This window comes from Bradyrhizobium sp. S3.3.6, from assembly GCF_040546905.1.
Taxonomy (GTDB): domain Bacteria; phylum Pseudomonadota; class Alphaproteobacteria; order Rhizobiales; family Xanthobacteraceae; genus Bradyrhizobium; species Bradyrhizobium cytisi.
In genome coordinates, this window is the sequence record NZ_JBEPOT010000003.1 from 536,205 (window position 1) to 549,339 (window position 13,135).

11 protein-coding genes are annotated in these 13,135 nt (G+C 65.2%); 4 read left to right on the forward strand and 7 right to left on the reverse strand.

The window, feature by feature from the left end; translation table 11 throughout:
* Nucleotides 1-5: 5 nt before the first annotated feature.
* From ABID59_RS11375 to ABID59_RS11390, 4 genes are all read right to left on the reverse strand, one after another.
* Nucleotides 6-992, reverse strand: coding sequence for a hydroxyacid dehydrogenase (locus ABID59_RS11375; RefSeq protein WP_354083440.1), 987 nt, complete (start codon nt 990-992; stop codon nt 6-8).
* Between the two features lie 12 nt (nt 993-1,004).
* A complete protein-coding gene (locus tag ABID59_RS11380; protein WP_148754142.1) occupies nt 1,005-2,864 on the reverse strand; it encodes a TRAP transporter large permease in 1,860 nt (619 codons plus the stop codon).
* A 1-nt stretch (nt 2,865) separates the two neighbouring features.
* The gene (locus ABID59_RS11385) at nt 2,866-3,897 is read right to left on the reverse strand and encodes a TRAP transporter substrate-binding protein (RefSeq protein WP_354083441.1); all 1,032 of its coding nucleotides are present in this window, start codon (nt 3,895-3,897) and stop codon (nt 2,866-2,868) included.
* 360 nt (nt 3,898-4,257) lie between these two features.
* Nucleotides 4,258-4,701 (reverse strand): DoxX family protein, encoded by a 444-nt coding sequence (locus ABID59_RS11390; protein WP_354034224.1) that lies wholly within the window; start codon nt 4,699-4,701, stop codon nt 4,258-4,260.
* Nucleotides 4,702-4,797: 96 nt separating this feature from the next.
* On the opposite strand from ABID59_RS11390, the gene ABID59_RS11395 reads away from it, so the two are divergent.
* The 3 genes from ABID59_RS11395 (at nt 4,798) to ABID59_RS11405 (ending at nt 9,198) form a co-directional block, all read left to right on the forward strand.
* Nucleotides 4,798-5,718: a LysR family transcriptional regulator gene (locus ABID59_RS11395; RefSeq protein WP_354083442.1), complete on the forward strand. Its 921-nt coding sequence runs from the start codon at nt 4,798-4,800 to the stop codon at nt 5,716-5,718.
* A 128-nt stretch (nt 5,719-5,846) separates the two neighbouring features.
* Nucleotides 5,847-7,325 (forward strand): caspase family protein, encoded by a 1,479-nt coding sequence (locus ABID59_RS11400; protein WP_354083443.1) that lies wholly within the window; start codon nt 5,847-5,849, stop codon nt 7,323-7,325.
* A 205-nt stretch (nt 7,326-7,530) separates the two neighbouring features.
* Nucleotides 7,531-9,198 carry a SulP family inorganic anion transporter gene (locus tag ABID59_RS11405; protein WP_354083444.1) on the forward strand — a complete coding sequence of 556 codons (1,668 nt, stop codon included), beginning with the start codon at nt 7,531-7,533 and terminating at the stop codon, nt 9,196-9,198.
* A gap of 6 nt (nt 9,199-9,204) precedes the next feature.
* Here the strand turns inward: ABID59_RS11405 and ABID59_RS11410 are convergent, their stop codons facing one another.
* The 3 genes from ABID59_RS11410 to ABID59_RS11420 form a co-directional block, all read right to left on the reverse strand.
* Complete coding sequence (locus ABID59_RS11410) at nt 9,205-9,576, reverse strand: hypothetical protein (protein WP_354083445.1); 372 nt, start codon at nt 9,574-9,576, stop codon at nt 9,205-9,207.
* A 122-nt stretch (nt 9,577-9,698) separates the two neighbouring features.
* Nucleotides 9,699-11,009: a Spy/CpxP family protein refolding chaperone gene (locus tag ABID59_RS11415; RefSeq protein ID WP_354083446.1), complete on the reverse strand. Its 1,311-nt coding sequence runs from the start codon at nt 11,007-11,009 to the stop codon at nt 9,699-9,701.
* 103 nt (nt 11,010-11,112) lie between these two features.
* On the reverse strand, nt 11,113-12,537 hold the full coding sequence (locus tag ABID59_RS11420) for an FAD-binding oxidoreductase (protein ID WP_148754133.1): 1,425 nt from the start codon (nt 12,535-12,537) through the stop codon (nt 11,113-11,115).
* 87 nt (nt 12,538-12,624) lie between these two features.
* On the opposite strand from ABID59_RS11420, the gene ABID59_RS11425 reads away from it, so the two are divergent.
* The gene (locus ABID59_RS11425; RefSeq protein WP_354083447.1) at nt 12,625-13,131 is read left to right on the forward strand and encodes a thioesterase family protein; all 507 of its coding nucleotides are present in this window, start codon (nt 12,625-12,627) and stop codon (nt 13,129-13,131) included.
* The last annotated feature ends 4 nt before the right edge of the window (nt 13,132-13,135 follow it).

A 13,135-nucleotide genomic window follows, 5' to 3' on the forward strand; every position in this document is an offset into this window, starting at 1 on the left:
TTTGTTTATTTCATCCCTGGACGCCGCGTCCAGCGGTCGGCGTTAACGGCGCCCTGCGGGGCCTCGCCCTTGATGATCGCTTCCACCTGCCGCACGGTTTCCAGCGACTGATATTCGATCGCCTGCGGCGTCAGGCCGCCGACATGCGGCGTCGCGACGACGTTGGGGAGCTTCGCCAGCTCCGGCGTCGGCATCTGGTCGGGCGCGCGGCCGACATCCATCGCGGCGCCAGCGATGCTGTTCTCCAGCAGCGCCTTCGCGAGCGCGGCCTCGTCGACGAGATTGCCGCGCGAGAGATTGATGAAGACGGCGTGCTTCTGCATGCGCGCCAGTGCCGCCTCCCCGATCATCTTCTCGGTCTGCTCGTTGGCGATTGCGAGGCAGACGACGTAGTCGGAAGCCGCCAGGAGCTCGTCGAGGCCAAGCTGCTTGATCGCGCCGTCGCTGACATCAGCGAAGGGATCGGAGACAAGCACCTCCATGCGCATCACCTTGGCGATCTCGGCGAGGTAACGACCGATGCTGCCATAGCCGATGATGCCGATTGTGCTGCCGGCGAGCTGACGGCCCATCCGCGCCTCGGGTTTGCGGCCGGCATGGTAGTCGGCGGTGGCCCGCGACACGCCGCGGGAGAGATCGACCATGAAGCCGATCGCGAGCTCTGCAACCGCCTGCACGAAGCCGGGACCGGCGCGCGTCACCAGCACGCCGGCTTGCGAGGCGGCATCGACATCGACATTGCGGATGTCGACGGCGCAGCGGACGAAGGCATGCAGGCGCGGCAGTTGCGCAAATATCTCGCCGCGCCCTTCCGTCATGCGATCAGCGACGATGATGTCGGCGTCCTTTGCCGCGTTCACGAGGCTTGCCGCATCGAGCGCCCGGTCGCCTTCGTGCAGGATCACGTCCGCAATCGCCCGCAGGCCGCTCAGGCTGCGATCGCCGTAATAATTGCGGCGCATCTCCGGCGTGTGGGCCAGCAGGACTTTCACGGCGACACTCCTTCAGTAGCCGAACGCGCGCGGCAACGCGGTCGAGAGCCATGGCACGAAGGCGATGACGAGCAGGCAAAGAAACAGCAGGCCGAGATAGCCCAGGATCGGCTTCACCGTCTGCTCGATCGGCACGTTGCCGATCAGGCAGGCGCCGTAGAGCCCAAGCCCGAGCGGCGGCGCAAACAGGCCGACGCCCATCGCGATCACCAGCACGACGCCGAAATGCAGCGGATCGATCCCGAGCTGCACCGCCACGGGAAGAAGCAGCGGGCCGAAGATGATGAGCGCAGCCGCGCCTTCCAGCACCGAGCCCATCACGATCAGCACGGCGATCGCGAGCAGGATGAACAGCCAGGTGCCGCTCGTTTTGGACAGTCCCAGCATGAAGTCGCCGACCGCATGCGGCACCTGCTGCAAGGTCAGCGTAAACGCCAGCGATTGCGCGGCGGCGACGATGAACAGCACCAGCCCGGCTCGCGTCGCCGCCTGAACGAAACTATGCGTCGCCGATCTGAAGCTGAGCTCGCGGAACACGACGCTGCCAACGACGAGCGCGTAGGCGACCGCGAAGGCCGAGATCTCGGTCGCGGTGGCAAAGCCGCTCTTGAAGCCGAAGAAGATCATGAAGATCAGGCCGAACGAGGCGATCGCGCCGCTCCACAATCCTGACACCGGCACTTGTGGCTCGACCTCCGCGGCGTCCGCTGGCGTCTTGCCGAAGATGATGGAGAAGGCGATCAGCACCGCCGCCATCAGCGCTGCCGGCAACAGCCCCGCCATGAACAGGCCGCCGATCGACAGGTTCGCGACAAAACCCAGAATGATCAGGTTGATGCAGGGCGGGATCGTCTCCGCCATCACCGCGGACGCCGCGAGCAGGGCCACCGCGCTGCCCGGATTCTGCTTCGAGCGGCGCGCCGCCGGGATCAGCACGGAGCCTACGGCCGCGACGTCGGCCATCTTCGAGCCCGAGATGCCGGAGAACAGCACCATCGAGGCCACCATCACCACGTTCAAGCCGCCGCGCATGCGGCCGACCCCGCGCTGCAACAGCTCGATCAGACGCACCGACATGCCGTTGGCTTCCATGAGGTAGCCAACGAGGATGAAGAACGGGATCGCGAGCAGCACGAAATTGTCGATGCCGCGCGCCATCTGCTGGGCGAAAATGACACCGGGCAGCGCGCCCTCGACCCAGATGAAGATCAGCGCGGCCAGCGCCAGCGCAAAACCAATCGGCAGGCCGCCGAACAGCGTGGCAAAGAAGCCGATCAGCATCAGCACGCCCGCCGACGGCACCGAGGACGGTGACAGATAATCCCAGGCGAGATAGAGGACGGTCACGACGGCGACGGCAACAAGGCCTCTCATGATCTCAGGCAGCGGCCGTGCGCAGAGATGGTCGATCGCGAACACCGTCATGAACAACGCGCCGACGCCCATCGGATAGAAGGTCAGCTCCAGCGGCAGGCCGGAGCCGGTGGTCTGTCCCGCCGTCAGCGAGCCCAGCTTGATGGCGTTGTAGGCGACGTAGCCGGAGATCAGCACGACGAGCACGGCGCTGGCGGCGTCGACCAAGGTGCGTAGCCGCAGCGCCAGCAGATCGCGGAAGAAGGACACGCCGACATTCTCGCCGCGCGCCAGCGCACTTGCTGCGCCGAAGAAGGCCGATCCGACCATCAATCCGCGCGCGACGTCGTCCGACCATTCGACCGGCGCGTTGAAGCAGAAACGCAGCAGCACGGATCCGCAGACGACCGCGAGATCGGCGGCCAGAAGGATGGCCGCGATCGCGTCGCTCAGGCGAAGCAGAAGGGCGATGCTTCCGTGGCGACCGCCCGCGAGCGGCACGGCTTCTGTCACCACCATCTCAGGCTTGGGTCGAACGAATGATGTCGATGACGGCCTTGGACTCCGGGCGCGCCTTGATGAAGTTCTCAATCTGCGGCGCCACGCGCTTCTTGAACGCCTCGCGGTCGCATTCGGCCACGGTCACGCCCTTCTCGGTCAGAGCCGTCAGCGCTTCCTTCTCGACCGCAAGCCCATGGGCCCGCGTGTCGATCGCGGCCTTCTTCGCGGCGTCGAGAAACCCCTCGCGCAGCTTCGGATCCATGCGGTTGAAGGTCATGTCGCTGAAGTAGACCGCGAGCGGCGAGAAATTGTGCTGCGTCAGCGCATAGAACTTCGCCGTTTCGAAGAACTTGCTGGCGAGGATCGTCGGCGGATCATGCTCCAGGCCATCGAGCACGCCGGCCTGCAACGCCGTGTAGATTTCGCCGAATGCCAGCGGCGTCGCGGCGGCGCCCATCAGCCGCAGGCATTCCGTGATGACGGGATTCGGCAGCGTCCTGATCTTGAGACCCGCGAGATCCTCCGGCGTCTTCACCGGCTTCTTCGCAAAGACGCTGCGCGAGCCGAAATTATAGGCCCATGCGATGATGCGGATGTTGCTGCCCTTGAGCAGCGCGTCCTCAATCGGCTTGGCGGCACCGGCGTCGAACGCCTTGGTCTGCTGCGGGAAGCTCGAGAACAGAAAGCCGAGGTCGTAGGTGCCGACCAGCGGCACCAGATTGGCCGAGATCGACGAGCCCGACACCATGAGGTCGATGACGCCGAGCTTCACCGAATTGATGACGTCGATCTCCTGACCGAGCTGATTGTCCGGGAAGAAGGCGACCTCGACCTGCTCGCCGAGCCCGTTGCCCTTCAGATTCTTGACGAGGTTGTCGTAGTAGACGCGGCCGTTGGCGAATTTCGGATCGTTCGGCAGCGAGGAGGAGCATTTCAGCTTCAGCGTCGCGGCTTCGGCGCGGCCGATGATGGCGGGAGAGAGCACGAGGCCGGCGGTCACTGCCGTCGACGACTTGATGAACGTGCGGCGGCTGACGGGCACGATAGTCATGGTGTCTCTCCCCGATATTTTTTGTTCGCGGCCGCGGTCGTAGCCACGGCCTGTTGCGCGGACTGTATGGCCAAAGCGACAGGGCAGGCAAGGGTTGCGACCGGGGGATGCAAGCGCGAGGGAGCAAGGCGCGCCGGCAGAGACTGCCGCGGAATGCCTATATTTGCCGATGTTCTCGATCATGCCGTATCGCGACCGAACGGCGGGCGATGCAAGACTACGCAGATCGATCCAATTCAGGTATGGATCAATGCCGAACGCAGATTGATGAGCTTTGGCCTGCTGCACACACGTTGGCAGGTAACAAAAAGCTGCGGGACCGTGATCCCGCAGCTCTCGCGTTGCAATGATGCGACGACGTCAGCGCGACGACGCGACGCTCAACTGTCCATTCGCGGCCTCGACATCGCGTGAAGGCCGCAGCGCGAAAGCACCATCGCCGAGCAGGGCCTGCGCGGCCAGCGCGATCGCCCAGAAGGCGGGGAATTCCCAGCCGCCCTTCGGATTGGTGAAGAAGAAGCCGGCGGCGCCGTGTACCGTGAAGATGGCTCCGAGCAGGACCGGAATCCCGGCCAGCGCCGCATAGCGAGTCCAGACACCGAGGATGAGCGCGATGCCGCTCAGCACTTCAACCGTCATGATGAGATAAGCGAGCTCCGGCGGGAAACCGAGGCTGCCAAAGAATTTTGCCGTACCGGCCGGGGTGAAAACGAACAATTTCAGGCTGGCATGGGCCAGGAACAGCGCGCCCAGCGTCACACGCAGCACCAGCGCGGCGTAGGGAGCGGTACGGGAATCGATCATGGTGGTCTCCATTGTTGGTCGCACCTATGATCTATTCTTAGTAGGATGATAATCGGCTATTCTGAAAATATACTTCACACCAATGGAGTGAGATAGATGCTCGACCGGCTGACCAGCCTGGAAGTCTTCGCCAAGGTGGCGGCGAACGGCAGCCTGTCCGGTGCGGCCCGAGCGATGGGTCTGTCGCAAACCATGGTCACCAAGCACGTGGCCTCGCTGGAGGCGCGGCTCGGCATCAAGCTGTTCCACCGCACCACGCGGCGGCTGTCGATCACCGAGGCCGGCCGCCTCTATCTGGAATCCTCCGAGCGGATCCTTGCCGACATGGAGACGGCCGATGCCGCGGTCGCGCGGGAGCGCGCCGAGCCGCGCGGATTGTTGCGGGTCAACGTGCCCGTCGTGTTCGGCACGCGGCAGGTCGCGCCCCTCATGGCAGACTTCTCGGAACGCTACCCCGAGGTCACCATCGAGCTCGGCCTCAACGATCGCCTCGTCGACCTCGCCGAGGAAGGCTGGGACCTCGCGATCCGCATCGGACGCTTGCGCGACTCCAGCATGGTGGCGCGAAAGCTCGCGCCGAACCGCCTGGTGGTTTGTGCCGCCCCGTCCTATCTGGCAAAGCACGGCACGCCGCGCACCGTCGCCGACCTCGCCGCGCATAATTGCCTCGGCTACACGCTTACGCAGCAGGGCAGCGCCGCGGAATGGCCGTTCGGCGTCGATGGCGAGATCCGCATCCAGATCAGCGGCACCTTGCGCGCCAACAATGGCGATGCGCTGCGCGCCGCGACGCTGGCCGGCCTCGGCCTCGCCCGGCAGCCGACCTTCATCATCGCTGACGATTTACGCGCCGGCACGCTGGTCGCTCTTCCGCTCGATCAGCCGGAGATGCAGTCCTCCGCGGTGCATGCCGTCTACCTGCCCGATCGCCGGCCGCCGGCGAAGGTGCGCGCCTTCATCGATTTCCTTGCCGCACGCTTTGCGCCCGTTACGCCCTGGGACCGTGGGCTATTCTGACGGCGCACCCCGGCAGTCGCGCTGCCCAATTTTGCCGCAGCGCCTACGTGATCCAGTGCACAGACAGGGTCATGGCGCGCAATTAGAAAAGGTGACATCCTCGCGCCATTTCCAATGGAGGTGACACCATGCGCCGTCCACTTCTTTGTAATTTGATTGTTGCCTCCAGCCTCCTTGCGCTTTCGCAATTGATGACACCGACAGATGCCGCGGCCGAAGCGCGGCTTGCGCTGGTGATCGGCCAATCCGCCTATCGCACGGTGCCGGAGCTACCCAACGCCGCCAACGACGCCAAGGGCATGGCGGAGCTGCTCGGCAATGCCGGCTTCAACGTCACCACGGCGCCAAACCTGTCACAGAACGAGATGCGCCAGACGATCTCCGATTTCGCCGGCAAGGTCAGCGCCAGCGGCGCCGATACCGTCGCGCTGGTGTTCTATGCCGGCCATGGCTTGCAGATCGACGGCGAGAACTATCTGGTGCCGGTCGATCTCGATCCCAAGCGCGAGGCCGACATTCCGCTCCAGGGCGTGCGGCTGAACGATCTCCTCAACACGCTCGGCGCGCTGCCGACGCGCGCGCGCATCTTCATGCTCGATGCCTGCCGCAACAATCCGTTCCCCGCGCTCAGCGGCGCCGGCCACGGGCTCGCGATCGTCGACACCAAGGCCGGCGCGCCCGGTTCCTTCATTTCCTATTCGACATCGCCCGGTGCGGAAGCCGAGGACGGCTCCGGCGCCGACAGCCCCTACACGACCGCGGCTTTAACGGTTGCGAAGCAACCGAACATCCCGATCGAAGAGGTATTCAAGCGCATTCGCATCTCAGTGGCACAATCGACTGACGGGCGGCAGATCCCTTGGGAAAGCTCGTCGCTGACGACCGACTTCAAATTCTTCGGTGACAGCAGCGGCCAGCCCGCTGCTCCGGGCGCAAACGCGATGGCGCTCGCCAGTACCACGCGCAGTGTCGCGGACTGGCGCAAGGATTTGCAGGGCAAGGATGCCAAGGTCGCTTATGACCTCGTGATTGCCGACGACACAGTGGAAGCCTATCAGGCGTATGTCGAGCTTTACGCGCAGGCTTCCTACACGCCGCGTCTGCGCACCGTGCTGGAGCGGCGGCGCCAGATGCTGGCGTGGGACCGTGCGGTAGCGATCAACACCCGCGCCTCCTTCGAGGCCTATCTGGCAAATTGGGACAACAGCGATCTCGCCGCGACCGCGCGCCGGCTGCTGCTCCGCGTGCAGAACCGCAATTACAGTTTGCCCGTCGCAGCCGCTGCGGTCCCTGCTCCGATTGCCGTCGCGCTGGCGCCGACCTGTCCGTGCACAGCGCCGTCGACCCCGGCGACGCCGATCAATCCGATTGTCGCGCCTGTCATCAAGAAGCGCGTCGACGACACGCCGCCGAAGCGCAAGGTCGTCGACACGCCGCCGAAACCGCGCCGGCCGCCGCCTGACGAGGTCGTCGAGCGCACCCCGCCGGGGCCATCGCCTGAAGCCGTCGGCGTCGGGATCGGTCTCGGAATTGGTCTCGGCATGGGCATGGGCGGCCATGGCGGAGGCATGGGACGCGGCGGCGACTACAACCGCGGCAGGTACTGAGGCTCCCGCGAGATACGGAGAACACATCTCTCCTCCGTCATTGCGAGCGCAGCGAAGCAATCCAGAGCCTTTCCGCGGTAGGAATCTGGATTGCTTCGCTGCGCTCGCAATGACGACGGATGTAGAGAATTTACGTCTACCGACTCCCAATCCGGAAATGCTGTAGTCTGATCGACCGACGCACGCTTCCGGGGATTCCACATCGATGCCGCAAGACACTCACGCCAAGCATGCATGGCCGCTCTTCCGCTCGCTCGCCTCCTATTCCCTGCCCGGCGATCTCATGGCGGGGCTGACGTTGGCGGCGATCGCGATCCCCGAGCAGATGGCGACCGCGCGGCTCGGCGGCTTCGCGCCGCAGATCGGCTTCTTCGCCTTCATGGCGGGCTCGCTCGGCTTTGCACTCCTCGGCGGCAACCGATTCCTGTCCTGCGGCGCCGATTCCACGATCACGCCGATCTTCGCCGGCGGGCTTGCAGCGCTCGCCGCTGCCGGCTCACCCGAATATCAGGGGCTCGCGATCGCGCTGGCGCTGATGGTCGGCGCAATGATGCTGGCCGGCGGCGCGTTTCGGCTCGGCGGCATCGCCAACCTGCTGTCGATGCCGGTGATGGTCGGCTTCCTCGCCGGCATCTCCGTCCACATCATCGTGTCGCAATTGCCTGGCGTGCTGGGACTGGAATCGCCGAGCGGGCCGACGCTCGATCGCATCGGCGTGCTCGCAACCGAGCTCGGCCGCACCAATCCCGTGACGCTCTGCATCGGTTTCGGCGTGCTGGCCGTGGTCATTATCTCCGAAAAAATCAGCGCAAAGATTCCCGGCGCGCTGGTCGGGCTCGCCGCCGCGACCCTGGCCACGATCGCACTCGGCCTCGAGAGCAAGGGCGTCAACGTCGTCGGCAGTGTGCCGGGCACGCTGCCGCGGCCGACCCTGCCCGAGCTTGCACCGGAGCTCTGGGTGCGCCTCGTGCCACTCGCTTTCGTCATCACGGTCGTCGTGATGGTGCAGACCGCGGCAACGACTCGGTCGTTTCCGTCCGATCCCGATAAGCCCGCCGATGTCGATCGTGACTTCCTCGGCGCCGGCGCCGGCAGCGTGCTATCAGGCCTGTTCGGCGCGTTTCCGGTCAATGCGAGCCCGCCGCGCACGGGCATCGTCGCCGAGACCGGCGGGCAATCGCAGCTTGCGGGCCTTGCGGCTGCAGTGATCGTATTGTTGTTGCTCGCGTTCGGAACGGGGCTGCTGCAGCACGTCCCGGATGCAGCCCTTGGCGGCATCCTGCTGTTCGTCGCGCTGCGCATCATCCGCATCAAGCAGATCCTCACGATCTATCGCCAGTCCTTCAGCGAATTCCTGCTGATCGTCGCCACCGCCGCGCTGATCATCGTGCTGCCGATCCAGCAGGGCGCGTTCCTCGGCATCGTGCTGTCGCTGCTGCACGGCATCTGGAGCACGACGCGCGCAAGGCTCATCGAGTTCGAGCGCGTGCCGGGCACCACGATCTGGTGGCCGGCACATCCGCACATCACCGGCCAGCGCATCGCCGGTGTCGCCGTGATCGGGCTTCAGGCACCGCTGTCCTTCCTCAACGCACCGGGCTTCCGCAGCGACGTGACGAAAGTCCTGGGCACGGCGACACCCCAATTGCTGGTACTGGAGGCAAGCGGCATGGTCGAGATCGACTTCACCGCCGCGCAGATCCTGCTCGACGTCTTCAAGACGTGCAATGAACAGGGCGTCACGGTCGCGCTGGCGCGGCTGGAATCGGTGCGCGCGCAGGATGCGTTCGAGCGCTTCAAACTGTTCGATGTGCTGCCGAAGGAGCACGTCTTCCACAGCGTGGATGAGGCCGTCCGCAAGCTGGCCAAATAGCAGCGTTCACTGCAACAGCACGGGATAGTCCCGCTGCACCGCCTCGCGGATCCAGCTGGCCTGGATCGCGCGCGACAAAATCTGCCCGGTCTTGACGTCATTGGCCTTCATGCAGAGATCGACGATGCGGCGGACCGCGTCGTCGCGCATCAGATCGTCGCAGATCTTCATCGCGATTTCCATCGCGGCGCGCGCCGCACGTTCATAGCGTTCGCTCTCGCGCCTGTCGTTGCGCGCCGAACCTCCGACCGTCGCTGCGCTCGCAGTCGCAGCGTCACAAATGGTGCGGATGCGCGCGGCGGCTTCGATGTCGCCGAGCGGGCCATGGATCACCTCGTCCCAGACGTCCCCCCGCTTCTGCTTCGCGAACCACTTCATGACCCCGCCACCCGTGGTCTTCCCGCCACCGTGTTGTCGTGCTTCAGTCCACCCAGCATAGAGAACCGCAGCGAGATCGGCGAGGCGGTTTTTTCCGCCATACTCCTTGGCTTGCGGCGCATTCAGGACGTCCGACGCGGCCCGATCGCCTCGAATTGCGCTTTCTGCTCATCGTTCAGCGTGGCGTAAAAATCCTCCAGCGCCGCGCGAACCGATTTGACGCCATCGACCATTACGTCGAGCCGCTTGCGGACCGCGGCCATGCGCGCCGGCGGCGTCATCACATCGTTGGGCTGGCAGGCCGCCTTGAGCGATGCGCTGACCTTGCCGCTGGTATCCTGCAGCACCTGTAGCGCAGCGCGCTGGGTGTCGTTGGGATGAAGCCTCGCCTCGATGTCGGCGCCGGGCCAATCGAGCGCAGCAGACGCGCCGCAATTCTGGACCAGCGATCCATTGGTATTGCCGGAAGCGGTGGCGCGACGCTGATCTTCGGCCAGCGCATTGAAGCGCGCCTTCTGCTCGTCCGTGAGCGAGCCATAGAATTTATCCAGTGCGGGCTGAACGAGATCGACGGCTTTCGCCATCGCCTCGATGCGCTGCTGCATCGCCGCCAGCCGGCCCGGCGCCGTCGCCGCAACCTGCGCCGGACAGGACGCGCGGATCATCCCCGCCGCCTGGATCGAGGCATTGCCGAGCTCGTCGAGGCTTGCACCTTGCGTCTCCGTCGGCTGCACCGCGGCTGCGATCTGGTCGATCGGCAGGCCGACGATTTCGCGGCGGTCGCTGCCGCAAAGCTGATCGAGCGCAACGCCTCGCGCTTGCCGTCGTCCCTGCGGACGCTGCGGCAGATAGGCCGACAGGCCGTCATAGCCATAGGGCCCGAAGATGCCGGCATAGATGTCCGGGTAGCCGTAGCCCCAGAAGCCGAGACCGTCGCCCCAGATCGTGTAGTCGTAGAGATCGTTATAGGCGAACGGCCAGAACAACGGTCCGACCCAGCCATAGCCGCCCCCCGCATGTTGCCACCATCCGCTGCTTGCGCCATGCCAGCCGGCAAGTGCGGCCGCGGCTGCGATCTGGGCCCGCGCCGCCGGATTGCTGATCAGTCGGCCGTTGCGGAACGCGCTGGAGTGCGCGTTGAAGGCATTGCGGAAATGCGCAGGACGGACGCCCGCATTGCGGATCCGACCGAAGTTCGGACCACCATGTCGAGCTCCGGTTGCGAACCGCACCCCGCCATGATGCCCGCCGCCATGCGCGTGCCCGAAGCCATGACCGCCAAAATGGCCACCACTAAAATGGCCACCACCATGCCCACCGCCATGGCCACCACCATGACCGCCGCCATGCCCGCCGCCGCCCTTTCCCAGAGCCGCGCCTGCCAGCATGCAGGCAAGCGCCATCACGGCAATTCCAATGACCGGTCGCAACATCGCATCCTCCCGCAGAGCCGCGCCATTAAGGCATCGGAAGTTGACGGGAATTGGAACCGGCGTGGTGGGCGAAAGTTCCGCGACCGCGATGCAGCGCCGTGCGCTACGCCTCCGGCACGATCTTGCCGGGGTTGAAGATGTTTTGCGGATCGAGTGCCTTTTTCAGCGCACGCATCGCATCCAGCGCCTCTGGGCCCAGCTCGGCCTTGAGGTATTTTTGCTTGCCCTGGCCGATGCCGTGCTCGCCGGTGCAGGTTCCGTCCATCGCCTGCGCACGCTCGACCAGGCGATGCATGAACTCCTCGCCGCGCGCCATCTCGGCCGCGTCGTTGGTGTCACACACCAGCGAGCAGTGGAAATTACCGTCGCCGACATGGCCGACGATCGGCGACAACAGGTTGAGCCGCTCGAGATCTTCCTCGGTCTCGCTGACGCAATCAGCAAGCCGCGAGATCGGCACGCAGACGTCGGTTGCGACCACGCCGATGCTGTCGCCGGGCCGCAGCGCCTTGACGGACCAATAGGCATCGTGCCGCGCCTGCCACAGTTTTGTGCGATCCTCCGGCTTGGTGGTCCAGGAGAAATCGCCGCCGCCGCAATCCCTGGCGATCTCGCCGAACGCCTTCGACTGCGCATCGACCTCGATCTCGCTGCCGTGAAATTCCATCAGCAGCAGCGGCGTCTCCGGCAGCGTCAGCTTCGAATACGCATTGCAGGCCTTCACCTGCGCGGCGTTGAGCAGCTCGATGCGCGCCACGGGAATTCCGGTCTGGATCGCCATGATCACGGCCTGACACGCCCCATGCACGGTCTCGAACGACACTGCGGCCGCCGCGATCGTCTCGGGAATTCCGCGCAGCCGAATGGTCAGTTCGGAGATGATGCCGAGGGTGCCTTCGGCGCCGACGAACAGATGCGTCAGGTCGTAGCCGGCGGATGATTTCTTGGCGCGCGTGCCTGTGGTGATGATCTCGCCGTCGCCGCGCACGACCTTCAGCGCCAGCACGCTGTCGCGCATGGTGCCGTAGCGCACCGCATTGGTGCCGGAGGCGCGCGTCGAGGCCATGCCGCCGAGCGAGGCGTCCGCGCCGGGATCGATCGGGAAGAACAGGCCCTGGTCGCGCAGATGCTCGTTGAGCGCCTTGCGGGTGACGCCGGGCTGGATCACGCAGTCGAGATCCTCGGCATGCACCGCGAGCACCTTGTTCATGTCGCGCAAATCGATCGAGATGCCGCCGGCGGGCGCGTTGACCTGGCCCTCGAGCGAGGTGCCGGTGCCGAAGGCAATCACGGGCACGCCGTTGCTGGCGCAGATCCGCACCACGTCCTGGATGTCGGCGGTCTCCTGCGCCATCACCACGCCGTCCGGCGGCTGGTTGACGATCCATGTGGTGGTATGGCCGTGCTGCTCGCGGACGGCCTGCGAGGTGATGAGGCGGTTGCCGAAGCGTGCGGCAAGCTGCTCCAGCGCGCTTGCGAGGGCTTTCGGCGCCGGCCGCGGCGGATTATTGGTGATGGTCGTACCCACGGACACTCCTCCCGACACAGGAAACCGTGGCAAAGGACATCTCACCGGTCAAGTCAAGCGACCGGACGCATAGCCAGGGAATGAGACATGCCGGAGAGTGCCGCCACCGCCCCTACGCCTAAGCCGTTCCGCAGCTCGATCATGCAGATCGAGCCGCAATGGATCGACTATAACGGTCATCTCAACATGGCCTATTACAACGTGATGTTCGACCGGGCGATCGACGAACTCTGGCTCGAGCTCGGGATAGGGCCCGCCTACAAGAAGGAGCGCCACGGCTCGACCTTCACCGCCGAATGCCATGTGCGGTACTTGCGCGAAATTCACCTCGGCGATCCCGTGCAGATCTTCGTGTGGCTGCTCGAAGCCGATGACAAGCGGCTGCACACCTTCGAGGAGATGAGGCATGCGACCGAAGGCTGGCTGTCGGCGACGTCGGAGAACATGTCGCTGCACATGGACATGAATGCGCGGCGCGTTGCGCCGTTTCCGTCCGACATCCAGGAGCGTATCGCAGGGGTTGCCAAGGCCCACGGCGCCGTGCCGCGGCCCGAGGGCATCGGCCGGAACGTATCGATGCCCTCGAAACGGTGAGCGC

Bases quoted from the DNA above. Each gene is read 5' to 3' on its own strand.
- ABID59_RS11380 (WP_148754142.1), bottom strand. From the start codon at position 2,864: ATGGTGGTGACAGAAGCCGTGCCGCTCGCGGGCGGTCGCCACGGAAGC.
- ABID59_RS11385 (WP_354083441.1), bottom strand. From the start codon at position 3,897: ATGACTATCGTGCCCGTCAGCCGCCGCACGTTCATCAAGTCGTCGACG.
- ABID59_RS11390 (WP_354034224.1), bottom strand. From the start codon at position 4,701: ATGATCGATTCCCGTACCGCTCCCTACGCCGCGCTGGTGCTGCGTGTG.
- ABID59_RS11395 (WP_354083442.1), top strand. From the start codon at position 4,798: ATGCTCGACCGGCTGACCAGCCTGGAAGTCTTCGCCAAGGTGGCGGCG.
- ABID59_RS11400 (WP_354083443.1), top strand. From the start codon at position 5,847: ATGCGCCGTCCACTTCTTTGTAATTTGATTGTTGCCTCCAGCCTCCTT.
- ABID59_RS11405 (WP_354083444.1), top strand. From the start codon at position 7,531: ATGCCGCAAGACACTCACGCCAAGCATGCATGGCCGCTCTTCCGCTCG.
- ABID59_RS11410 (WP_354083445.1), bottom strand. From the start codon at position 9,576: ATGAAGTGGTTCGCGAAGCAGAAGCGGGGGGACGTCTGGGACGAGGTG.
- ABID59_RS11415 (WP_354083446.1), bottom strand. From the start codon at position 11,009: ATGTTGCGACCGGTCATTGGAATTGCCGTGATGGCGCTTGCCTGCATG.
- ABID59_RS11425 (WP_354083447.1), top strand. From the start codon at position 12,625: ATGCCGGAGAGTGCCGCCACCGCCCCTACGCCTAAGCCGTTCCGCAGC.